The organism is Streptomyces regalis, assembly GCF_001509475.1.
Lineage (GTDB): Bacteria > Actinomycetota > Actinomycetes > Streptomycetales > Streptomycetaceae > Streptomyces > Streptomyces regalis.
Genome location: NZ_LLZG01000003.1, coordinates 1 through 20241 on the forward strand (window position 1 = coordinate 1; position 20241 = coordinate 20241).

23 protein-coding genes are annotated in these 20241 nt (G+C 71.2%); 12 read left to right on the top strand and 11 right to left on the bottom strand.

All coding sequences use genetic code 11. The features are described from left to right. Window positions 1–97 precede the first annotated feature (97 nt). The 3 genes from ADL12_RS02055 to ADL12_RS02065 form a co-directional block, all read right to left on the bottom strand. Window positions 98–1123: a 6-phosphofructokinase gene (locus ADL12_RS02055; protein ID WP_062697797.1), complete on the bottom strand. Its 1026-nt coding sequence runs from the start codon at window positions 1121–1123 to the stop codon at window positions 98–100. A gap of 169 nt (window positions 1124–1292) precedes the next feature. Then, complete coding sequence (locus ADL12_RS02060) at window positions 1293–2021, bottom strand: type 1 glutamine amidotransferase (protein ID WP_062697799.1); 729 nt, start codon at window positions 2019–2021, stop codon at window positions 1293–1295. A gap of 23 nt (window positions 2022–2044) precedes the next feature. Continuing rightward, a complete protein-coding gene (locus tag ADL12_RS02065; protein WP_062697801.1) occupies window positions 2045–3283 on the bottom strand; it encodes a MurT ligase domain-containing protein in 1239 nt (412 codons plus the stop codon). Between the two features lie 111 nt (window positions 3284–3394). On the opposite strand from ADL12_RS02065, the gene def reads away from it, so the two are divergent. Next, on the top strand, window positions 3395–3940 hold the full coding sequence (gene def / locus ADL12_RS02070; RefSeq protein WP_062697803.1) for a peptide deformylase: 546 nt from the start codon (window positions 3395–3397) through the stop codon (window positions 3938–3940). 64 nt (window positions 3941–4004) lie between these two features. Here def and ADL12_RS02075 read toward each other — a convergent pair whose 3' ends face one another. Further along, window positions 4005–4649 (bottom strand): TetR/AcrR family transcriptional regulator, encoded by a 645-nt coding sequence (locus ADL12_RS02075; protein WP_062697805.1) that lies wholly within the window; start codon window positions 4647–4649, stop codon window positions 4005–4007. Between the two features lie 172 nt (window positions 4650–4821). On the opposite strand from ADL12_RS02075, the gene ADL12_RS02080 reads away from it, so the two are divergent. Further along, window positions 4822–6051, top strand: a complete 1230-nt coding sequence (locus tag ADL12_RS02080) for an acyl-CoA dehydrogenase family protein (protein ID WP_062697807.1) — start codon at window positions 4822–4824, stop codon at window positions 6049–6051. A 92-nt stretch (window positions 6052–6143) separates the two neighbouring features. Here the strand turns inward: ADL12_RS02080 and ADL12_RS02085 are convergent, their stop codons facing one another. From ADL12_RS02085 to ADL12_RS02105, 5 genes are all read right to left on the bottom strand, one after another. Then, window positions 6144–6380 carry a DUF6213 family protein gene (locus ADL12_RS02085; RefSeq protein ID WP_062697809.1) on the bottom strand — a complete coding sequence of 79 codons (237 nt, stop codon included), beginning with the start codon at window positions 6378–6380 and terminating at the stop codon, window positions 6144–6146. 25 nt (window positions 6381–6405) lie between these two features. Next, complete coding sequence (locus ADL12_RS02090; RefSeq protein WP_062697811.1) at window positions 6406–7800, bottom strand: NADP-dependent succinic semialdehyde dehydrogenase; 1395 nt, start codon at window positions 7798–7800, stop codon at window positions 6406–6408. 76 nt (window positions 7801–7876) lie between these two features. Continuing rightward, the gene (locus tag ADL12_RS02095) at window positions 7877–8350 is read right to left on the bottom strand and encodes an NUDIX hydrolase (protein WP_062697813.1); all 474 of its coding nucleotides are present in this window, start codon (window positions 8348–8350) and stop codon (window positions 7877–7879) included. A 31-nt stretch (window positions 8351–8381) separates the two neighbouring features. After that, window positions 8382–9920, bottom strand: a complete 1539-nt coding sequence (locus ADL12_RS02100; protein WP_062697855.1) for an ATP-dependent DNA ligase — start codon at window positions 9918–9920, stop codon at window positions 8382–8384. Between the two features lie 136 nt (window positions 9921–10056). After that, window positions 10057–11001, bottom strand: coding sequence for an NAD(P)/FAD-dependent oxidoreductase (locus ADL12_RS02105; protein ID WP_062697815.1), 945 nt, complete (start codon window positions 10999–11001; stop codon window positions 10057–10059). 65 nt (window positions 11002–11066) lie between these two features. Between ADL12_RS02105 and ADL12_RS02110 the strand changes: the two genes are divergently transcribed. The 6 genes from ADL12_RS02110 (at window position 11067) to ADL12_RS02135 (ending at window position 16373) form a co-directional block, all read left to right on the top strand. After that, the gene (locus ADL12_RS02110; protein ID WP_062697817.1) at window positions 11067–11639 is read left to right on the top strand and encodes a helix-turn-helix domain-containing protein; all 573 of its coding nucleotides are present in this window, start codon (window positions 11067–11069) and stop codon (window positions 11637–11639) included. A 104-nt stretch (window positions 11640–11743) separates the two neighbouring features. Further along, window positions 11744–12721 carry an NADPH:quinone oxidoreductase family protein gene (locus tag ADL12_RS02115; protein ID WP_062697819.1) on the top strand — a complete coding sequence of 326 codons (978 nt, stop codon included), beginning with the start codon at window positions 11744–11746 and terminating at the stop codon, window positions 12719–12721. Further along, entirely contained in the window at window positions 12718–13899 is a 1182-nt protein-coding gene (locus ADL12_RS02120; protein WP_062697821.1) for an acyl-CoA dehydrogenase family protein, read from the top strand. The genes ADL12_RS02115 and ADL12_RS02120 overlap by 4 nt, the downstream gene beginning before the upstream one ends. Beyond that, a complete protein-coding gene (locus tag ADL12_RS02125; RefSeq protein WP_062697823.1) occupies window positions 13896–14981 on the top strand; it encodes an acyl-CoA dehydrogenase family protein in 1086 nt (361 codons plus the stop codon). The genes ADL12_RS02120 and ADL12_RS02125 overlap by 4 nt, the downstream gene beginning before the upstream one ends. Before the next feature lie 196 nt (window positions 14982–15177). After that, complete coding sequence (locus ADL12_RS02130) at window positions 15178–16041, top strand: phosphatidylinositol-specific phospholipase C/glycerophosphodiester phosphodiesterase family protein (protein ID WP_062697825.1); 864 nt, start codon at window positions 15178–15180, stop codon at window positions 16039–16041. Between the two features lie 137 nt (window positions 16042–16178). Continuing rightward, a complete protein-coding gene (locus ADL12_RS02135) occupies window positions 16179–16373 on the top strand; it encodes a hypothetical protein (protein WP_062697827.1) in 195 nt (64 codons plus the stop codon). A 3-nt stretch (window positions 16374–16376) separates the two neighbouring features. On the opposite strand, the gene ADL12_RS02140 is transcribed toward ADL12_RS02135, so the two are convergent. Beyond that, a complete protein-coding gene (locus ADL12_RS02140; protein ID WP_062697829.1) occupies window positions 16377–17615 on the bottom strand; it encodes a phosphodiester glycosidase family protein in 1239 nt (412 codons plus the stop codon). A gap of 77 nt (window positions 17616–17692) precedes the next feature. After that, window positions 17693–18052 (bottom strand): DUF779 domain-containing protein, encoded by a 360-nt coding sequence (locus ADL12_RS02145; protein WP_062697830.1) that lies wholly within the window; start codon window positions 18050–18052, stop codon window positions 17693–17695. A 91-nt stretch (window positions 18053–18143) separates the two neighbouring features. On the opposite strand from ADL12_RS02145, the gene ADL12_RS52320 reads away from it, so the two are divergent. The 4 genes from ADL12_RS52320 to ADL12_RS52335 all read left to right on the top strand — a co-directional run bounded on the left by ADL12_RS52320 (window position 18144) and on the right by ADL12_RS52335 (window position 20212). Then, window positions 18144–18608, top strand: coding sequence for an AfsR/SARP family transcriptional regulator (locus tag ADL12_RS52320; RefSeq protein WP_062697832.1), 465 nt, complete (start codon window positions 18144–18146; stop codon window positions 18606–18608). An 85-nt stretch (window positions 18609–18693) separates the two neighbouring features. Then, window positions 18694–19062: a hypothetical protein gene (locus ADL12_RS52325; RefSeq protein ID WP_062697834.1), complete on the top strand. Its 369-nt coding sequence runs from the start codon at window positions 18694–18696 to the stop codon at window positions 19060–19062. After that, the gene (locus ADL12_RS52330; RefSeq protein ID WP_062697836.1) at window positions 19011–19268 is read left to right on the top strand and encodes a hypothetical protein; all 258 of its coding nucleotides are present in this window, start codon (window positions 19011–19013) and stop codon (window positions 19266–19268) included. Before ADL12_RS52325 ends, ADL12_RS52330 begins: the two co-directional genes overlap by 52 nt. Beyond that, entirely contained in the window at window positions 19253–20212 is a 960-nt protein-coding gene (locus tag ADL12_RS52335; protein ID WP_062697838.1) for a tetratricopeptide repeat protein, read from the top strand. The genes ADL12_RS52330 and ADL12_RS52335 overlap by 16 nt, the downstream gene beginning before the upstream one ends. Window positions 20213–20241 lie beyond the last annotated feature (29 nt).

Genomic DNA, 20241 nt, shown 5'->3' on the forward strand with positions numbered 1-20241 from the left:
ACCGCCGCTACGAACGCAAAGCCGACCACTTCCTCGCCTTCACCAGCATCGCCTGCACCCTGATCTGCTACCGCAGGCTCACCAAATGAGATGACGTCTAAAGCACGCACTCCGCCTCGTCGTACCGATCCGCCGGAACCGTCTTCAACGTCTCCACGGCCTCAGCGAGCGGCACCATCACGATGTCGGTCCCCCGGAGCGCCGTCATGTGACCGAACTCCCCCCGATGCACGGCCTCCACCGCATGCCACCCGAACCGAGTCGCCAGCACCCGGTCGTACGCGGTGGGCGTACCACCCCGCTGCACATGCCCCAGGATCACCGGCCGCGCCTCCTTGCCGAGCCGCTCCTCCAGTTCGATCGACAGCTGACGCGCGATCCCGGCGAACCGCTCGTGCCCGTAGACGTCCTTGCCGCCCTCGTCGAACTGCATGGAGCCGGGCCGCGGCTTGGCGCCCTCGGCCGCGACGACGATCGCGAAGCGCTTGCCCGCCTCGAACCGCTCGCCGACCCGCTTGGCCAACTCCTCGATGTCGAAGGGCCGTTCCGGCACGACGATGGCGTGCGCGCCGGCCGCCATGCCGGAGTGCAGCGCGATCCAGCCGGTGTGCCGGCCCATGACCTCGACGACCAGCACCCGCTGGTGGGACTCGGCGGTGGTCTTGAGCCGGTCCAGGGCCTCGGTGGCCACGCCCACGGCCGTGTCGAAACCGAAGGTGACGTCCGTGACCGCGATGTCGTTGTCGATGGTCTTCGGCACACCCACCACCGGAAGACCGCTGTCCGACATCAGCCGGGCGGCCTTGAGCGTGCCTTCGCCGCCGATCGGGATGATCGCGTCGAGGCCGAGCTCCTCGACATGCCCCTTGGCCCGCTCCACGCCGTCCCGCAGGTGCGAGGGCTGGACCCGGGAGGAGCCGAGGATGGTGCCGCCGCGGGCCAGGATGCCGCCCACCGCGTCGAGGTCGAGCTTGAGGTAGTCGCACTCCAGGAGGCCCTTCCAGCCGTCCCGGAAGCCGATGACCTCGTCGCCGTGGTCGACGACGGCACGGTGCACGACGGACCGGATGACGGCGTTCAGGCCGGGGCAGTCGCCGCCGGACGTGAGGACACCAATGCGCATAGCCCGAAAAACCTTCTCAACGTGGGCCGGGACCGGACCACGCTGTCCGGCTCGAATCCCCGCCACCCTAGCGGCATCAGGGGGCGGGGCCGAAGCACGCGTCCGCCTGCTGGACGACCCCGCTCACCTGTGCGGACGGGCCGTCAGACGGGCTGCAGCGCGACTGGGTTCACGCAGGCTGCTGTGCAGCCGCAATGCGCTCGCCCCGCAGCGCCTCGTACCAGCGGTCGTCGGTCGGCGGCAGCGCGTTCACATCGAGCGCCAGCTTCAGCAGCAGGTCGGCGATCAGCGGGTTCCGCGCCAGCACCGGGCCGTGCATGTACGTACCGAAGACCGTGTCGTTGTACGCCCCCTCCGTGCCGTCACCGGTTCCGTTGCCGTTGCCGAGGCGGACCTGGGCGAAGGGGCGGGCGGTGGGGCCGAGGTGGGTGACGCCCTGGTGGTTCTCGAAGCCGGTCAGCGGGGGCAGGCCGAGCCGCGGGTCGATGTCCCCGAGCACGTCACCGACGCACCGCTCGCCCTCACCGCGCACGGACACCACGTCGATCAGCCCGAGGCCGGGCTCGCGCTGGCCGAGGTCGTTGATGAACTCGTGCCCGAGGATCTGGTAGCCGGCGCAGACGGAGAACACGATGGCGCCGTTCTCGACGGCCCGGTGCAGACCGCCGTCCCGGCGCAGTCGCTCGGCCGCCAGCCGCTGCGGCCGGTCCTCGCCGCCACCGATCAGGTAGATGTCGCCGGAGGTCGGGATCGGCTGGTCGCTGCGCACGTCGAGGCGGGCCACGTCGAGGCCGCGCTGCCGGGCCCGGCGCTCCACCACGAGGACGTTGCCCTGGTCGCCGTAGGTGCTGAGCAGGTCCGGGTAGATCCAGACGACCCGCAGTTGGTTGTCGCTCACTTAAGTCCCCTGAAGTCCGGTGATCAGTTGCCGACCCGGCGGCGCAGGTCCTGGAACGCGGTGTAGTTGGCGATGACCTCGATCCGGCCCGGCGGGCTCATCTGCACGGCCTGGTCGAGGTTGTCGCAGACCTGGAACTGCTGGTTCGCGACCTCCAGACGCACCGCGAGGTCGAGCTTGCGGTCGCCGATGACACAGATCGGGTGCCCGGTCAGCCGCGTGTAGTCGACGTCCCACAGCCAGGAGGTGTCGGTGCCGTCGGCGCCGCGCGCGTTCACCGAGAGGATCACCGGGGTCGGCGGCGGGTCGATGAGGGAGAACGTCTCGAGCCAGCCGGCCGGGTTCTTGGCGAGCAGCAGCCGCAGGTCCCGCTCCTGGAACTGGACGACGTCGTAGCGCCCGGCGACGGCCTGCACCTGGTACATCCGCTCCAGGGCGACCTGCGGCGGCACCCCGAACACGGCGGCCACGGCGGCCGAGGACGCGGCGTTGGCCTTGTTGGCGCGCCCGGGCAGCTGCAGATGAATGGGCCAGGCGGAGCCGTGCGGATCGAGGACATGATCACCGGAGAGTGCCCAGCTCGGCGTCGGCCGCCGGAACCCGCACTCACCACAGAACCAGTCGTCGCCCGGCCGCTGCATCACGCCACCGCACGACGGGCAGGACCAGGCGTCGTCCTTCCACATCTGCCCGGCTGCGACCCAGATCACATTCGGCGACGACGAGGCCGCCCACACGACCAGCGGGTCGTCGGCGTTCGCGATGATCACGGCCTTCGAACCCGCGAGCCCCTCGCGCCAGTTCTCGGCGAGCATGCGGGTCTCGGCGGCGCGGTCCAACTGGTCACGGGAGAGATTGAGCAGCGCGATGCACTTGGGGTCGGTGTCCCGGGCGACCCCGGCGAGGTACTTCTCGTCGACCTCGATCACGCCGTAGCGCGCTTCCGAGCTGCCCGCGAGTGCCGAGGTGATGCCGGCCGGCATGTTGGCGCCGAGCGCGTTGGACACGACCGGCCCGGCGGCCCGCAGGGCCTCCGCGATCAGCCGCGTCGTCGTGGTCTTGCCGTTGGTCGCCGAGACGAGGACCACGTCCAGGTTCTGCGCGAGCCGCGCGAGCAGGTCGGGGTCGAGCTTGAGCGCCACCCGGCCGCCGATCACCGAACCGCTGCCGCGCCCTGCGGCGCGCGATGCCGCCGCGACCGCCTTGCCCGCGGTCACGGCGAGCTTGGCCCGCGGCGTGAGCGGGTCCGAGTTCCCTGACATCAGTTCTCGATCCTCCTTGCGTACGCGCCGCGCCTCCGACTGCCGGCAACGTGGTGGTGGTCAGCCTATCGAGATCCATTCGCACTCCCGAATCGCCGTACCCTTGCGGCCATGCGGAACGGCTCCATTCCGGGCGCACACGGGCGCGTCCGTCCCCTCACCCTGCTCGGCGACCCGGTGCTGCACGCACCCTGCAAGGAGGTCACCGACTTCGGCCCCGAATTGGCGACGCTGGTGGAGGACCTGTTCGCGACGATGTACGCGGCGCAGGGCGTGGGCCTCGCGGCGAACCAGGTGGGGGAGTCGTTGCAGGTGTTCGTATACGACTGTCCCGACGACGAGGACGAACGACACCTGGGGCATGTGGTGAACCCGCGGTTGGTGGAGACGGACGGGGTGGTGATCCGGGGCCCGGAGGGCTGCCTGTCCCTGCCCGGCCTGGAGGCCGGGACGGAACGCTACGACCACGCGGTGGTCGAGGGTTTCACGATGAGGGGGGAGCCGGTGACGATCCACGGCACGGGTTTCTTCGCCCGCTGCCTCCAGCACGAGTGTGACCATTTGGAGGGCACGGTGTACGCGGACCGCGTAACGGGCTGGCGCCACCGCCGATTGATGCGACAGGTGACACGAGCTTCTTGGCGCCGGTCAGGGTGATGCCCCCAGGGGCGCGGGGAACTGCGCGACCAGCCCCCACTCACCCGCGGCCGGAATACTGCCGTCAGAACCCCGGACCTCCCATTCTGTCCCCCGCGGCCGCAAGCCGACCCCACAACAGGTCGGCCAAACTGTGCACCAATTCCGCCCGCGAACAGGGCCGTTCCCCCAGCCACCAGTCACCCGCGGCATGCATCATCCCGACGATCCCGTGCCCCCACACCCGAGCCAGCTGCTGAGTCCCCGGCCCGAGATCCAACCGCTCCTCGATGACGGTGGCCAGCTCCTCGCCCATCCTGCGGAGCAACGGCGCACTGTGCTTGCCGACGTCGAAGCCCGGGTCGCCCGGCTGGCCACCCTCCGCCGGATGCATCAGGAACCGGTACACCTGAGGCCGAGCCTCGATGGCGGCGAGGTACGTGTCCAACGTGGCCTCAACGCGCTCACGCCGATCGGCGGGTGCATCCAACGCCGCCCGCAGGGAGTCCAGCAGCGCATCCGTGTGACGCTTGGCCAACGCCGCGTAAAGTCCGCCCTTGTCGCCGAAGTGCCGATACAGAATCGGCTTCGTAATGCCCGCCTCCGCCGCGATCGCGTTCATCGAGGCCTGCGGACCGTCGCGCAGCACCACCCTGTCGGCGGCCTCCAGCAGCTCGCGCCGACGGCGGTCGGCCGACCGCTGCTGTTCGGTCCGCTGTGTGGTGTCCATGAGCTCTCCCCCTAATCGGTGACGCCTGCGCAAACTAACACCCAGCCTGTCTCCATCATCGAACGGGCTGCCGATCGGGCATCGCGGGTTGACTTTACCTACCGACGAGTAACAAACTAGGGTTACCGCAAGTAACAAGCATCAGGCATGCACGTACGCCGCTGGAGGGGACATGGCCGAGTTCACCATGGAGCTCAACGACGAACAGAAGGAGGTGCGGGACTGGCTGCACGGCTTCGCCGCCGATGTGATCCGCCCCGCGGCCGCCGAATGGGACGAGCGTGAGGAAACTCCCTGGCCGGTCATCCAGGAAGCCGCGAAAGTCGGCATCTACTCGCTCGACTTCTACGCCCAGCAGTACTTCGACCCGACCGGTCTCGGCATCCCCACGGCGATGGAGGAGCTGTTCTGGGGCGACGCGGGCATCGCCCTGTCGATCGTCGGCACCGGTCTCGCCGCCGTCGGCGTCCTGGCCAACGGCACCGAGGAGCAGATCGGCACCTGGGTGCCCCAGATGTACGGCGATGCCAACGATGTCAAGCTCGCCGCGTTCTGCTCCTCCGAGCCCGATGCCGGGTCGGACGTGGCCTCGATGCGGACGCGTGCCGTGTACGACGAGGCCAAGGACGAGTGGGTGATCAACGGCACGAAGACCTGGGCGACCAACGGCGGCATCGCCAACGTCCACGTGGTCGTCGCGGTCGTCGACCCGGACCTGGGCTCCAAGGGCCACGCGTCCTTCATCGTCCCGCCGAACACGCCGGGCCTGTCCCAGGGCCAGAAGTTCAAGAAGCACGGTATCCGTGCCTCGCACACCGCCGAGGTCGTCCTGGACAACGTGCGGGTGCCGGGCTCCTGCCTGCTGGGCGGCAAGGAGAAGCTGGACGAGCGGCTGGCGCGGGCTCGTGAGCGGGCCAAGGCGGGCGGCGGCGAGCGTGTGAAGAACGCGGCGATGGCCACGTTCGAGGCTTCGCGGCCGGCGGTGGGCGCGATGGCCGTCGGTACGGCCCGTGCCGCCTATGAAGTGGCCCTGGACTACGCGATGACGCGCGAGCAGTTCGGGCGGCCGATCATCGACAACCAGGGGGTGGCCTTCCAGCTGGCCGAGATGCGGACGCAGATCGACGCCGCGCGGCTGCTGGTGTGGCGGGCGTCCTGGATGGCGATCAACGGCAAGCCGTTCACGGCGGCCGAGGGGTCGATGTCGAAGCTGTTCGCGAGTGAGACGGCGAAGAAGGTCACGGCTCAGGCGATACAGATTCTCGGCGGCAACGGCTACACGCGGGAGTACCCCGTGGAGCGGATGCACCGGGACAGCGCGATCTACACGATCTTCGAGGGGACGAGTGAGATCCAGCGGCTGGTGATCGCCCGTACGTTGTCGGGGATGCCGATCCGGTAGCGCCGTGGGAGATGCTGCGGGACGCGGTGTGCGGCTCGTCCGTGGTTGCTCGCAGCCCGGACGAACCCGCACCCGGCACCGAATCGCCACTCCTACGGCGTGGTGCCGCTGCTGTGCGCGATACACGCCACATCAATACGATCGGCCAGCTTTGCAAGCTCAATGGTCAACGCGGCCACCGTGTCCTCATCAAGGCCGTCCTCCCCGGCCTCGACAAGGTGCAGCCACCGACCACCCACCGTTCGCAGCAACTTGCTCACATCGGCCGCAGCCACCTGCAAGGTCCCGTGGGCATCGACGATCAGCGGCAGAGTCACTTCGCGGTTCACACCCGGGATCGTAGCTCCGCAGCGTTCACGCACCGTGCCAAACAGTAGTGATGTTGCAGAACTCGCGGATTCCGTGCCCGGACAGCTCACGGCCGTACCCGGACCGCTTCACGCCGCCGAACGGGAACGCCGGATGGGACGCCGTCATCCCGTTGACGTACACGCTCCCGGCCTCCAGATCCCGTACGAACCGGTCGATCTCGGCCTCGTCGCGCGTCCACACATTGGAACTCAGCCCGAAGGGCGAGTCGTTGGCGATCAGTACCGCCTCGTCCAGATCGCCCGCCCGGTACAGCGTGGCGACCGGACCGAACGCCTCCTCCCGGTGGATCCGCATCTCGCGGGTGATGCCGGCGAGGACGGTGGGCGCGTAGTACCAGCCGGGCAGTTCGGGCCGGCGGAGCTGGTGCCCGCCGCACAGCACGGCCGCTCCACTGCGCCGGGCGTCGTCGACGAGTTCGTGCAGATCGTCCCGCCCCTTCTCGCTCGACAGCGGGCCGACCTCCGTCTCCTCCTGCATCGGGTCGCCGACCACCAGCGCCTTCATGCCCTCGACGAACCGGTCGGCGAAGGCGTCGTAGACGTCCGTGTGCACGATGAACCGCTTGGCGGCGATGCACGACTGTCCGGTGTTCTGCACGCGCGCGGTCACCGCGACCTGCGCGGCGCGGTCGAGGTCGGCGGACGGCATGACGACGTACGGATCGCTGCCGCCCAGTTCGAGCACCGTCTTCTTGATCATCTCCCCGGCGGTGGCGGCTACCGCGCGCCCGGCCGGCTCACTGCCGGTCAGCGTGGCCGCCTTGACACGGTCGTCGCGCAGGACCTCGTCGACCTGTCCGGCGCCGATGAGCAGGGTCTGGAAGCAGCCCTCGGTGTAGCCCGCGCGGTGGAAGAGGTCCTCCAGATAGAGGGCGGTCTGGGGGACGTTCGAGGCGTGCTTGAGGAGGCCGACGTTGCCCGCCATCAGCGCCGGGGCCGCGAAGCGGATCACCTGCCAGAGGGGGAAGTTCCACGGCATCACCGCGAGTACCGGGCCCAGCGGGCGATAGCGCACCCGCACCCGGGAGGCGCCCGAGTCCTTGACGTCGGACTCGGCCGGCTCCTCGTCGGCCAGCAGTTCCTCGGCGTGGTCGGCGTACCAGCGCATCGCCTTGACGCACTTGGCGACCTCCGCCCGAGCCTGTGTGATGGGCTTGCCCATCTCGGTGGTCATCACCCGGGCGATGTCCTGCTGGTCTTCTTCCAGAAGAGTCGCGGCCTGGAGCAGCAGACGCCCGCGGTCGACGAAGCTCATCATCCGGTACGTACGGAACGTGGCCTCGGCGAGCTGGAGCCTGCGCTCGATCTCCTCGGCACCCATGGCCTCGTACGTCTTGAGCGTCTCGCCGTTCGCCGGGTTCACCGTTGCGATGGGCATGACCGACCTCCTGGGAGCGAACTGATGCTTCGACCTTCGCGCGCGGCGGTGGCTACCGCAACGCGTGTACGGCCGCTCAGGCCGAGTGCTCCCCCAGCCGGTCCAGAAACGTGGCCTGGGCCTTGACGATCACCTCGCGTGCCCGGTCGACGCCCAGCCACTCCACCCGGTCCAGCTCCGGGAACTCCCGCGTCTGCCCGGAGCGCGGCGGCCACTCCATCACGAACGTGCCGGGGACGACCGTCGCCGGATCGAGGTCGGCCTCCACCGCCCACACCGTGACGACCTTGCCGCCCGACTGCCTGACCTCGCCGAGGGGTACGGCGTCCCCGTCGGGCGGCGCCAGCCCCAGCTCCTCCTGGAACTCGCGGCGGGCCGCCTCCCAGGCGGGCTCGTCGGGGTCGTACTCGCCCTTCGGAACCGTCCACGCTCCGGCATCACGCTTGGCGAAGAACGGGCCGCCCATATGGCCGAGCAACACCTCCAGGCCGTCATCGGTGTGGCGGAAGAGCAGCAGGCCCGCGCTGTGCTTCCCACGGGACGAGGTCACGGCTGCACCTCCGTGTTCATGGCCTCCGTGTTCATGGCCTCACCTCGGGGTGTGCGGCGAGCAGCGTCTCGACCGTGTCGGCCTCCTCCGGCCGCTTGTCCTCGCGGTAGCGGACCACGCGCGCGAAGCGGAGGGTGACGCCGGCCGGGTAGCGGGTGGACCGTTGCAGGCCGTCGTAGGCGATCTCGACGACGAGTTCCGGGCGTACGGTCACCACCCAGCCGTTGTCCTCCACGGCCAGCTCCTGGAGCCGCTCGGTCTGCCAGGTCAGCATCGCGTCGGTCATGCCCTTGAAGGTCTTGCCGAGCATGGCGAAACCGCCGTCCGCCGTGCGGGCGCCCAGGTGGAGGTTGGAGAGCTTGCCGGTCCTGCGGCCGTGGCCCCGTTCCACGGCCAGCACCACCAGGTCGAGGGTGTGGACGGGTTTGACCTTCAGCCAGGAGGCGCCGCGCCGGCCCGCGCTGTAGGGGGCGGCCAGGGCCTTGACGACCACGCCCTCGTGGCCGCGTTTCAAGGTCTCGGCGAGGAATTCCTCGGCCTGCGGGAGGTCCTCGGGGCCGGACACCAGCGTGCGGCGCACCCGCATCGGCTCGGGGACCAGCCGGGCCAGTTCCGCGTGCCGCTCGCCGAAGGGCAGGTCGAGCAGGTCGCGGTCGTCGACCGACAGGGCGTCGAAGAAGACGGGGGAGACGGGGACCTGCTTCGCCGCCGTCGCCACGTCCATGCGGGAGCCGACGCGGCCGGCGGTCTCCTGGAAGGAGCGGGGGCGGCCCGCGTCGTCCAAGGCGATGACCTCGCCGTCCAGGATGAAGCGCTCGCCTCTCAACTTCCATGCGGCGGCCGTCAGTTCGGGGAGGCGGTCGGTGATGTCGTCGAGGGTGCGGGTGTAGATCCGTACGGCGTCGCCGTCCCGGTGCACCTGGACGCGGATGCCGTCCAGCTTCTCCTCGACCGCGCAGGCACCGAGCTTGTCGACCGCCTCGGCCACCGCGGAGGCGGTGTGCGCCAGCATCGGCAGGACCGGGCGGCCCACGGTGAGCCGGAAGCGGTCCAGGGCGGCCGGGCCGTCGGCCAGCAGGGCCTCGGCCACCGTCTGGAGCGACCCGGCGAGCATCACCGCCCGCCGGACGTCCGCCGGCGGCGCCTCGGTCGCCCGGGCCAGGCCCTCCACCGCCACGGCGTCCAAGGCCCCCTGCCGGACCTCGCCGGTGATCAGTCCGACCAGGAAGCGCTGCTCGTCCTCCGTGGCCGCACCCATCAACTCGCCCACCAGACGGGCCCGTTCGGCCTGCGAGCCCGGGCCGGCCACCTTGCCGAGCTCGGTGAGCCGCGCGTCCACCTCGCGCACGGTCAGGACCGGCTCGGCGGCCGGGGCGACCGGGCGGCTCAGCACCTTCCAGCCGATGCCGAGCCGCCCCTGCGGCAGGCGTCCCGCCAGATACGGGATGACGATCGGCACGTCGTCCGCCTCGGCGTCCCGGAACAGCTCCGCGAGCAGAGCGATCTTCCGGGACCGCGCCGAGGTCGCGGCGACCTCCTGGGACACCTGGGCCAGCCGGGTCAGCAGCATGCAGCCCATGGTGCAACGGGCTCCGCCGGTTTACACCCTGGGTGATGTGCCGCGCTGGGTCGTCGATCGTCTGCGGGTGCGTTGTGGCTGGTCGCGCCCACGCGGCGGAGCCGCATATCGAGACAGCCCCGCGCCCCTAGGGTGCTGCGTCGAGGTCGGCGAAGAGCAGCTCGCCGTTGATGAAGGCCCCCGCCCGGTAACCGCCCGCCGCCGCGTTGATGACCTGCTCCGAGAAGCCCATCGCGTTGCCGACCGCCCAGACGCCCGGCACGGAGGTGAGCCCCGTCGGGTCGACCACCGGATACGCGCCCATGGGCGTCTCCTGGAGCTCGGCGCCGAGGCGCTGCAGCAGATCGGTCTGCGGGACCGCGCGCGGCGCGACGAACAGCACCTCGCGCGCGTGCGTCGCGCCGTCCGCCAGACGCACCCCGGTGAGCCGGTCGTCCTCGACCACCAGCCCGGCGACCTCGCCCGGCACCACCTTGACCCCGGCTGCGGCGAGTCTACGCAGGTCGTCGTCCGACAACTCGTCGTCGGCGACCTCGTGCAGGAACAAGGTCACGTCCTTCGACCACTGCGACACCATCAGCGCCTGGTGCACGCTCATCGGCGTGGTCGCCAGCACGCCGAAGGCCTGGTCGCGGACCTCCCAGCCGTGGCAGTACGGGCAGTGCAGCACGTCCCGGCCGAACCGCTCGGCGACGCCGGGGACGTCCGGCAGCTCGTCCTTGAGGCCGGTGGCGACGACGAGCCGTCGGGCATGCACGTGGCGTCCACTCGCCAGCGCGACCGCGAAGCCCTCGCCGCGTGTGACGTCGACCGCCCGGTCCCGGACCAGCTCGACGCCGTACCGGGCGATCTCCTCGCGTCCGACGGCCAGGAAGTCGGCGGGAGGCATGCCGTCCCGGGACAGATAGCCCTGCATGTGGGCGGCGGGCGCGTTGCGTGGTTCGCCGGCGTCGACGACCAGGGTGCGGCGCCGGGCGCGGCCCAGGACGAGGGCGGCGGACAGGCCGGCGGCGCCGCCGCCGATCACGATCACTTCGTATGTCTCGGTGTGTGTCTCGGTTGTTTCCGTCATGCCGACACGGTCACTCCGCGGGCGCGGGATTGACAAACGTCTTTGCTGATTCTGCAATACGACCCATGACTACCGATGACGTTCTCGCGGAGGTCGGCCCGAGGCTGCGGAGGATCCGCAAGGACCGGGAGGTGACGCTCGCGGCGCTCTCCGAGGCGACCGGGATCTCCGTGAGCACCCTGTCCCGGCTGGAGTCCGGTCTGCGCAAGCCCAGCCTGGAGCTGCTGCTGCCGATCGCGCAGGCGCACCAGGTGCCGCTGGACGAGCTGGTCGGGACGCCGCCGGTGGGCGACCCGCGGGTGAGGTCCAAGCCCCTCGTGCGACACGGACGCACCTACTGGCCGCTCACCCGGCAGCCCGGGGGCCTCCAGGCCTACAAGGTGCTGGTCCCGCAGCGCACGGAAGAGCCCGAGCCTCGAACCCATGAGGGCTACGAGTGGTTGTACGTGCTGTCCGGGCGGCTGCGGGTCGTGCTGGGCGAGCACGACGTGGTGCTCACGGCGGGAGAGGCGGCGGAGTTCGACACGCGGGTGCCGCACTGGTTCGGGTCGACGGGTCAGGGGCCGGCGGAGTTCCTGAGTCTGTTCGGGCCGCAGGGGGAGCGGATGCACGTACGGGCGCAGCCCCGGCGGCCGTGACGCCCGCTACTGTTCCGCCGCTGCCTGTTCCCTGATCGGCAAGCGACCGCTTAGTATGCGAAGCGACCCCGGTCAGACGAAGTAGTCCCCCGTGGAGGCCCCGCATGCAGGCATGGCAAGTGCACGAGAACGGCGAGCCGAGCGAGGTGATGCGCCTCGAGGACGTCGAGCCGCCCACGCCCGGTGACGGCCAGGTCCTGCTGAAGGTGCGTGCCGCGAACATCAACTTCCCGGACGCCCTGCTGTGCCGGGGGCAGTACCAGGTCAGGCCGCCGCTGCCGTTCACACCGGGCGTGGAGATCTGCGGCGAGACCGAGGACGGGCGCCGCGTGATCGCCAACCCGGCGCTGCCGTTCGGCGGTTTCGCCGAGTACGCCGTCGCGGACGCCGCCGCGCTTCTGCCCGCCCCCGACGCGCTGGACGACGCCGAGGCCGCCGCCCTGCACATCGGCTACCAGACCGGCTGGTTCGGCCTGCACCGGCGGGCCGGGCTGGAGGTCGGCGAGACGCTGCTGGTCCACGCTGCCGCCGGAGGGGTCGGCAGCGCGGCCGTGCAGCTCGGGAAGGCGGCCGGCGCGACCGTCATCGGTGTCGTGGGCGGCGCGGACAAGGTCGCGGTCGCGCGGGAGCTGGGCTGCGACGTCGTGATCGACCGGCGGAGCGAGGACGTCATCGGTGCCGTGAAGGAGGCCACCGGCGGCCGGGGCGCGGACGTCATCTACGACCCCGTCGGCGGCGAGGCCTACGCCCAGTCCGCCAAGGTCGTCGCCTTCGAGGGGCGGATCGTGGTCGTCGGCTTCGCGAGCGGCTCGATCCCCAGCCCGGCGCTCAATCACGCCCTGGTGAAGAACTACTCGATCCTCGGCCTGCACTGGGGCCTGTACAACACCAAGAACCCGAAGCTGATCCAGCACTGCCACGAACAGCTCACCGAGCTGGCCGCCCGCGGCGCGATCAAGCCGCTGGTGAGCGAGCGCGTCCCGCTGGGCGGGGCGGCAGCCGCCGTGCAGCGGGTCGCCGACGGCGTCACCACGGGCCGCGTCGCCGTGATCCCGGGACTCACCGAAGGAGGAGCGGCATGATCGACGCCGCCGAACTGCGCCGCCGTACGGCGGAGTTGCTGGCCGCGCACCCGCCGGCCACGACCGACCGTCTGGAGTTCCTCCGTGCCCGCTTCGACGCGGGTCTGGCGTGGGTGCACTACCCGGAGGGCCTCGGGGGACTGGGTGCCTCGCGCTCTCTCCAGGCTGTCGTGGACGCCGAGTTGGAGGCTGCCGGAGCCCCCGACAACGACGCGCGCCGCAACGGCATCGGGCTCGGCATGGCCGCCCCGACGATCCTCAAGTACGGCACCGAGGAGCAGAAGCAGCGGTTCCTGCGGCCCCTGTGGACCGGTGAGGAGGTCTGGTGCCAGCTCTTCAGTGAGCCCGGCGCCGGTTCCGACCTGGCCGCGCTCGGCACGCGCGCCGTCCGTGAGGGCGACGACTGGGTCGTCAACGGGCAGAAGGTGTGGACGTCCGGCGCCCACAACTCCCGCTGGGCCATCCTCATCGCCCGCACCGACCCGGACGTGCCCAAGCACGCGGGCATCACGTACTTCCTGTGCGACATGACCGACCCCGGCGTCGAGGTCCGGCCGCTGCGCCAGATCACCGGCGAGGCCGAGTTCAACGAGGTGTTCCTGACGGACGTCCGTATCCCGGACTCGCGGCGCCTCGGCGAGATCGGCGACGGATGGAGGGTCGCGCAGACCACGCTGAACAACGAACGCGTCGCCATCGGCGGCATGCGGCTGCCCCGCGAGGGCGGCATGATCGGCCCGGTCTCGAAGACCTGGCGCGAACGCCCCGAACTGCGCACCCATGACCTGTACCAGCGGCTGCTCAAGCTGTGGGTCGATTCCGAGGTCGCCCGCCTCACCGGCGAACGCCTCCGCCAGCAGCTCGTCGCCGGTCAGCCCGGCCCCGAGGGCGCCGGCATGAAGCTCGCCTTCGCCCGCCTCAACCAGGAGATCAGCGGCCTGGAGGTCGAACTGCGCGGCGAGGAGGGCCTGTTGTACGACGACTGGACCATGCGCCGCCCCGAGCTGGTGGACTTCACCGGCCGCGACGCCGGCTACCGCTACCTCCGCTCCAAGGGCAACAGCATCGAGGGCGGGACCAGCGAGGTCCTGCTGAACATCGTCGCCGAGCGCGTTCTGGGCCTGCCGTCCGAGCCGCGCACCGACAAGGACGTCGCGTGGAAGGATCTGTCCCGATGAGCACCCAGCCCGACCTGCTGTACTCGGAGGAGGAAGAGGCGCTGCGGGCCGCCGTGCGGGACCTGCTCGCCGACCACTGCGACGCGCCCGGCGTCATCGCGCGCACCGAGTCGGACGCCCCGCACGACCTGGCGGCCTGGAAGGCGCTCGCCGACGGTATGGGCCTGGCGGGGCTCCTGGTCCCGGAGGCGAAGGGCGGCCAGGGTGCCACGCACCGCGAAGTCGCCGTCGTACTGGAGGAGTTGGGGCGCGCCGTCGCTCCCGTGCCGTATCTGACGAGCGCCGTCGTCGCGACCGAGGCCCTGCTGGCCTGCGAGGGCGAAGGGGGCCTGCTCGCCGAGCTGGCGTCCGGTCGGCGGATCGGTGCCCTCGCCGTCGCCCTGAACGTCGTTCCCGGCGGCGCCTACAAGGTCGTACGCCATGAGGGCGGGGTCCTGCACGGGGAGTTGACCGGCATCGCGGACGCGGCCGTCGCCGACGTGCTGCTCGTGCCCGCGGACGACGGTGGCCTGTATGCGGTGGACGCCGATGCCGTGACCGTCACCCCGCAGGTGTCCCTGGACCTGACCCGGCCGGTGGCGAGGGTGGTTCTGGAGGGTGCGGCCGGCCGCCTGCTGGGGGACGCCGAGCCCGCCGTACGGCGAGCGTTGCGTGCTGGGGCCGGGCTGCTCGCCTCCGAGCAACTCGGGCTCGCCGACTGGACGTTGACCGAGACGGTCCGCTATCTGAAGGACCGCAAGCAGTTCAACCGTCCCGTCGGCGGCTTCCAGGCGCTCAAGCACCGGCTCGCCCAGCTGTGGCTGGAGGTCGTCAACCTGCGCGCGGCAGCGCGGGGTGCCGCCGACGCGCTCGCGACGGGCGAGGACGTCGACGTGGCGGTGGCCGTCGCCCAGGCGTACGCGGCGCCCGTCGCCGTGCACGCCGCCGAGGAGGCGCTGCAACTGCACGCCGGTATCGGGATGACCTGGGAGCACCCGGTCCATCTGTATCTGAAGCGGGCCAAGGCCGACTCGATCGCCTACGGCACCGCGGGCGCCCACCGTGCCGCGCTGGCCGAACTCGTCGACCTGCAGGCTCCCTGACGTACACCTGAGCGAAGCACACGGAAAGCCCGCCCCACCTGGGGCGGGCTTTCTCGTGTGCTCTGCACGGACGAAGTGAACGCAGGGCGGCAGTCCGGCCAACTCCCTGCCCGGCTCTGCAGTTTGTGGGCTTCGGGATCGCATACTCGCAGCGGTTCCCTACCGCCCCCATCCGCCCCTGTCAGGGAGGCAGAGCATGGCCCTCACCACCCGTCGCAGAGCCCTCACCACCCTCGGTGCCGCCCTCGCGGGCACCGTCGCCCTGCCCGCCACGCGTGCGTCGGCGGGCGAACAGAAGCACGGCCCGCGCCCCTTGTGGCGGGCGCACGCCCACAACGACTACGAGCACCCGCGTCCCCTCCTCGACGCCCTCGACCACCGCTTCGGCAGCCTCGAGGCCGACATCTACCTGGTCGGCGACCAACTCCTCGTCGCCCACGACCCCGAGGACCTCGACCCCGCCCGCACACTTGAGTCCCTGTACCTCGACCCGCTCGCCGCCCGCGTCAGGGCGAACCGCGGCTCGGTCTACCGGGGTTACCGCAAGCCGATCCAGCTGCTCATCGACATCAAGACCGAGGGCTCGTCGACGTACCTCGCACTCGACCAGCACCTGAAGCGCTACAAGCACCTGTTCACGACGTACGCCCACGGCCGCGTGTTCCCGGGCGCGGTCACCGCCGTGATCTCCGGTGACCGTGCCGCCCGGGTGCCGATGGAGGCCCAGACCGTGCGCCGGGCCTTCTACGACGGCCGTCTCGCCGACCTCGGCAGCTCCGCGCCCGCCTCCTTCGCCCCGCTGATCAGCGACAACTGGACACTCAACTTCACCTGGCTCGGCGTGGGCGCCTTCCCGGACGCCGAGCGGAGCAAGCTGCGCGGCATCGTCCAGGCGGCCCATTCACGGGGGCAGAAGGTGCGCTTCTGGGCCACCCCGGACGTGGCCGGTCCCGCCCGGGACGCCCTGTGGAGCGAACTGCTCGCCGCCGACGTCGACTACATCAACACCGACGACCTCGCCGGCCTGGAGTCCTTCCTCGACGCCCACCGGACGGCCTAGGCGCACCGCCCGGCACACCGCGCGGGACACCACTCGTTCGGAGTACAGCTCAGCCGCCCGGACGAACCCTCCGCTACGCCACACTTACGGCCGAACGCCGTGAACCGGGCAAGTCGGCGTGGCGGAGGAGGTTGACGATGGCCATTTCCATCTCTGTGGTGTTGCTGCTGTTCATCTTGGCGGTGATCTTCGTGCGCAGCGGCGGGCTGAAGATCACCCACGCGCTGGTGTGCCTGCTGCTCGGCTTCTACCTGGCCAGCACGAGCATGGCGCCCACCATCAGCAGCGGCCTGACGGCCACGGCGGACATCGTCAGCAGCCTGAGACCGTGAGGATCACGTCGTCGAGAAGACCCCGATGCCGTTGGGGACGGCTCGTTCCACGCCGCCGGACGGGTGGTTGCGTACGGAGACATCCGCCGCTCCCGGCTCTCGGGCGACCAGCGTCGACGAACCGCCACCGTCCAGGCTGAAGGCGTCGACCGAGCCCAACTCCCGCATGACGTCCGCCACTTCGGCGATGGTCAGGCCCGTGCGGTACTCGGGCGCGCCGTCCAGCGCGAGCAGCAGCAGGCGCCGGCCGCGGTCCGCGATGCCCACGGCGGTGCGCACGGCCGAGGCCCTGTTGTCGAGGCCGGGCAGCGGCTGTCCCTCGTCGAGCACGGGGTAACCGCCGAGGGCGAAGCGGTACGGGACCCGTGACGCCGACGCCACCAGCCGGTGCCGTACCTTCACCGGCTCGCCCGCGAAGAACTTCCGCAACTGCTGCGCGCCCGCCTCCCGGCCCACCAGGACGGTGGTGTCCGGGGCGATCGGCCCGCTCCCGGGGGTGTCGGCCATCGACGCGACCCGGCCGCGACGGACCGTCACCTCGTACGTGTCGCCGCTGCACGGAGCCGCCCGGTCCGTGTCCGTGCCGCAGGTGGCACGCACCCGGGAGGCGCTGCCCCACGCGGCGGTGAACGCCCCGATGGAGCCGACCGGCAGCGCGTACTGGTTGAGCCCGCGCAGCGGCAGCCGGCTCTCGGGTGTGCGGATCGAGCCGACGAGGGTCAGACCGTCCAGCCTGGCCCTGCGGTCGACACCCACGCCGAGCACGTCCTCGGTGCTCGTGCCGGGCGGCAGCGCCGGCCCGAAACGCTGGCCGTTCGGCACCGCCGCCTTGAGCACTTCGCCGCTTGCGATCGCCGGACCCACGCTCGCGCCGGTCGCCTGGACGCCCGGGTGCTGGGTCTCGCTGATGTTGAAGAAGTCGCCGTTCACGCCCGCGACGGCGCCCTGTGCGGTGGCCTGCTGCGACAGAGTCGCCCGCGCCGCCACTGCCCCCGGATGCAGCAGATCGAGGTGTACGTGCGGATTGCGCAGGTCGACGGTGAGGACGTGGGCGTGCGCGGTGCCCTTGGCCGCCGGGATGTCGAACTCGTCGTACGCGACACCCGGCGCGATCCGGCCTCCCGGCTCCGCGGCGCCGGCCGGGGCCGCCCCCACCAGGGCCGCACCGGCCAGCGCGCTGAGTGTCGTGAGCAGCGTGAGCGCCGCTCTGCCTGCAACGAACCGTTTCTGACGAAGCGTCACAGTTCCCCCCCTGATGTCTCGTCAAATGTCCCAGGACTCAGGGGAAGTGCACCAGACGGCGATGACCGGCAGGGTTGCTAGGCGCCGACGACCCGCGAACGGGTGAGGAAACGCACCCCCTCGGGTGCCTCCAGCGAGAAGCCGCTGCCCCGGCCCTCGACGACGTCGACGATCAGCCGGGTGTGGCTCCACGCCTCGTACTGACTGCGCGCCATCCAGAACGTCACCGGCTCCGCCACCCCCTCGACGTCCAGCTCCGCGAGCAGCACGTCCGAGTCGCCGGTGCGGAACTCGCCCTCCGGGTAGCACATCGGCGCGCTGCCGTCGCAGCAGCCGCCGGACTGGTGGAACATCAGCGGGCCGTGCGTCGCGCGCAGACGGCGCAGCAGGTCGGCGGCCGCGGGAGTGAGTTCGACGCGCGGGGTCTCCTCATACATGGCAGCAAGGGCAGCACAGGCAACGTTGCGAGAGGGTTGCACCCGTTTTCGGCCGCCCGCTGTGATCACCCGTTCTGACTAATCTGCTCGGGTGACCATCGAGTTGACGCTGCTGACGTCCGTCTCCCACCGGGGCAAGGAGATCACCGCGCCCCGCCTGCGCGCCCTGCTCGCGTTGCTGGCCGGGGAGCCGCGGGCGGGATGCGGCACGGGGCGGCTCGTGGCCGGGCTGTGGCCGGACGAGCAGCCGGAGAACCCGACCAAGGCACTGCAGATCCTGGTCTCGCGGGCCCGCTCGCTGCTGGGCGGCGAGGTCATCGCGAGCACCCCCATCGGCTACCGCATCGCCCTGCGCGAGGACGAGGTCGACGCCTGGGCCGTCCAGCTGCACGCCGCCGCGGCCACGGAGAAGGCCCGGGCCGGCGACCATCACGGCGCGGTCGCCGAGACCGAGGAGGGGCTGGCGCTGTGGGACGGCGCCCCGGCGGAGGGAGGGCTCCTCGACGATCCGTGGCGGCGCTGCGCCTCGAACTCGCCGCCTCGCACCGGGTTTTGACGCGACTGCGGGCGCTGTCGCTGGCCCGCTCAGGTCGGCGGGAACCGCCGAGGCAGCGGAACAACTCATAGACGACCTCGACGCCTTGGAGGTCGTCGAGGACCTCGTCGACCAGTCCCTGCTCAAGGTGACCGACACCCCGCACGGCACCCGCTTCCGGATGCTGGAGACCGTACGGGAGTTCGCGGCCGCGCATCGGGAGCGGGCCGGTGAGGACGAGGCGGTCACCGCGCGATTCTTTTGCTGGGCACGGGACTTCGGGGTGGCCCACCACGACGCGCCCTTCGGCGCCAACTCGTTCGCATCCGGGCACCTGATCCGCGCCGAACAGGACAACCTCGTGCACGCCCTGCGGCTCGCGCTCGACCACGCGGACAGCGACACCGTCGCCGCGGTCACAGCGTGCTGGGCAGCCTGTGCTCCACCGAGGCCGGTACCAACTACGCCCGGCTGATCGCCCTCACCGAGGACACCGCGTCGCTGCTCTCCCACTACCGGCCCGGCCCCGAGTACGTCGCACCGACCCGCACCGCGGCCGCCCTGCTGACCGCCAACTCCTTCCTCGGCCTCGGCCCCGGCGCGCCGCGCACCCTCGTCGCGCTGCGCCGCCTGCCGCCCGCCCGCCGGACACCCTGGTCCGTGCCGTGGCGACGGTGCTGAGCGCCCTGCCCGAGGTGCTCACACCCGGCGGCCGCGGCACCCTCGACGCGCTGTGCGACAGCGACGAACCGCTGCTCGCGGGCATCGCCAACGGTGCCGCCAGCTATGTGTGGGAGCACGACGGGCAACCCGACCGGGCCGCCATGGCCGCCCGCCGGATGCTCGACGCGGTCGGCGACCAGGCCATCCCGGTGCTCCGGATCTGGCCGGGGGCCCGGTTCGCCGAACTGTGTCTGCAGAGGGAGCTCGGTGCGGAGGCGATCGGGCCCATGAAGGCCGCGCTCGAAGCCCTCGAGGAGTACGGCGCGTGGGCCGACTCGATCGGCCTGCGCTGGGGGATCATGCTGGCCTGTCTGCAGGCCGGGGACCTCGACGAGGCCGAACACTGGCTGGAGCAGGCGCTGCGGCACCAGCCCGAGAGTGCCGCGTCGGACCCGTTCACCCCCGACTTGGGCGCCCGCGCCGAGATCGCGCTGGCGCGGGGCGACATCGAGACGGGACTGGGTCTGTGGCGCCGGGCCCTGGACCGGCTGGCGCACATCACGAACCCGGTGCCCGGCGGTGAACCGGTGATGGAGGCCTGGGGGCCGGAGCTCCAGGCCGTCGCCGCGACCGCACGCGCCAGGTACGGCCGAACGGCCTTCGTCGCACACCTTCCCGCCGCCTTCCCCGACCGCCTCACGAACCTGCTGAACCGCCCGCCGGCCGTCCGGCAGGCGTACTTCCCGCTGCGCGGTGCGCTGCTGCTCGCGCTCGGAACGGCTGATCTGGCGAACGGGCAGGCGGGTGGCGTACGGCTGATCGCGCTCGCCCAGAGGTTCAGGTACCTGCGCAACTTCCAGCCCACGATGTCCTCGGCCCGCGCCCGCGAGGACGCCGAGAACGCCGACAAGGCGCTGCGCGATGCCGCGCTTGCCCTGGTGGGGGACAGGCTCACAGCCTGACGGGCAGGCTCAGCAGGTGGAAGCCGTCG

Excerpts from the sequence above, each read along its gene's own strand:
- ADL12_RS02055 (WP_062697797.1), bottom strand. The coding sequence starts at position 1,123 with ATGCGCATTGGTGTCCTCACGTCCGGCGGCGACTGCCCCGGCCTGAAC.
- ADL12_RS02065 (WP_062697801.1), bottom strand. The coding sequence starts at position 3,283 with ATGTCAGGGAACTCGGACCCGCTCACGCCGCGGGCCAAGCTCGCCGTG.
- def (WP_062697803.1), top strand. The coding sequence starts at position 3,395 with ATGCGGAACGGCTCCATTCCGGGCGCACACGGGCGCGTCCGTCCCCTC.
- ADL12_RS02075 (WP_062697805.1), bottom strand. The coding sequence starts at position 4,649 with ATGGACACCACACAGCGGACCGAACAGCAGCGGTCGGCCGACCGCCGT.
- ADL12_RS02080 (WP_062697807.1), top strand. The coding sequence starts at position 4,822 with ATGGCCGAGTTCACCATGGAGCTCAACGACGAACAGAAGGAGGTGCGG.
- ADL12_RS02090 (WP_062697811.1), bottom strand. The coding sequence starts at position 7,800 with ATGCCCATCGCAACGGTGAACCCGGCGAACGGCGAGACGCTCAAGACG.
- ADL12_RS02100 (WP_062697855.1), bottom strand. The coding sequence starts at position 9,920 with ATGCTGCTGACCCGGCTGGCCCAGGTGTCCCAGGAGGTCGCCGCGACC.
- ADL12_RS02105 (WP_062697815.1), bottom strand. The coding sequence starts at position 11,001 with ATGACGGAAACAACCGAGACACACACCGAGACATACGAAGTGATCGTG.
- ADL12_RS02110 (WP_062697817.1), top strand. The coding sequence starts at position 11,067 with ATGACTACCGATGACGTTCTCGCGGAGGTCGGCCCGAGGCTGCGGAGG.
- ADL12_RS02115 (WP_062697819.1), top strand. The coding sequence starts at position 11,744 with ATGCAGGCATGGCAAGTGCACGAGAACGGCGAGCCGAGCGAGGTGATG.
- ADL12_RS02120 (WP_062697821.1), top strand. The coding sequence starts at position 12,718 with ATGATCGACGCCGCCGAACTGCGCCGCCGTACGGCGGAGTTGCTGGCC.
- ADL12_RS02125 (WP_062697823.1), top strand. The coding sequence starts at position 13,896 with ATGAGCACCCAGCCCGACCTGCTGTACTCGGAGGAGGAAGAGGCGCTG.
- ADL12_RS02130 (WP_062697825.1), top strand. The coding sequence starts at position 15,178 with ATGGCCCTCACCACCCGTCGCAGAGCCCTCACCACCCTCGGTGCCGCC.
- ADL12_RS02135 (WP_062697827.1), top strand. The coding sequence starts at position 16,179 with ATGGCCATTTCCATCTCTGTGGTGTTGCTGCTGTTCATCTTGGCGGTG.
- ADL12_RS02145 (WP_062697830.1), bottom strand. The coding sequence starts at position 18,052 with ATGTATGAGGAGACCCCGCGCGTCGAACTCACTCCCGCGGCCGCCGAC.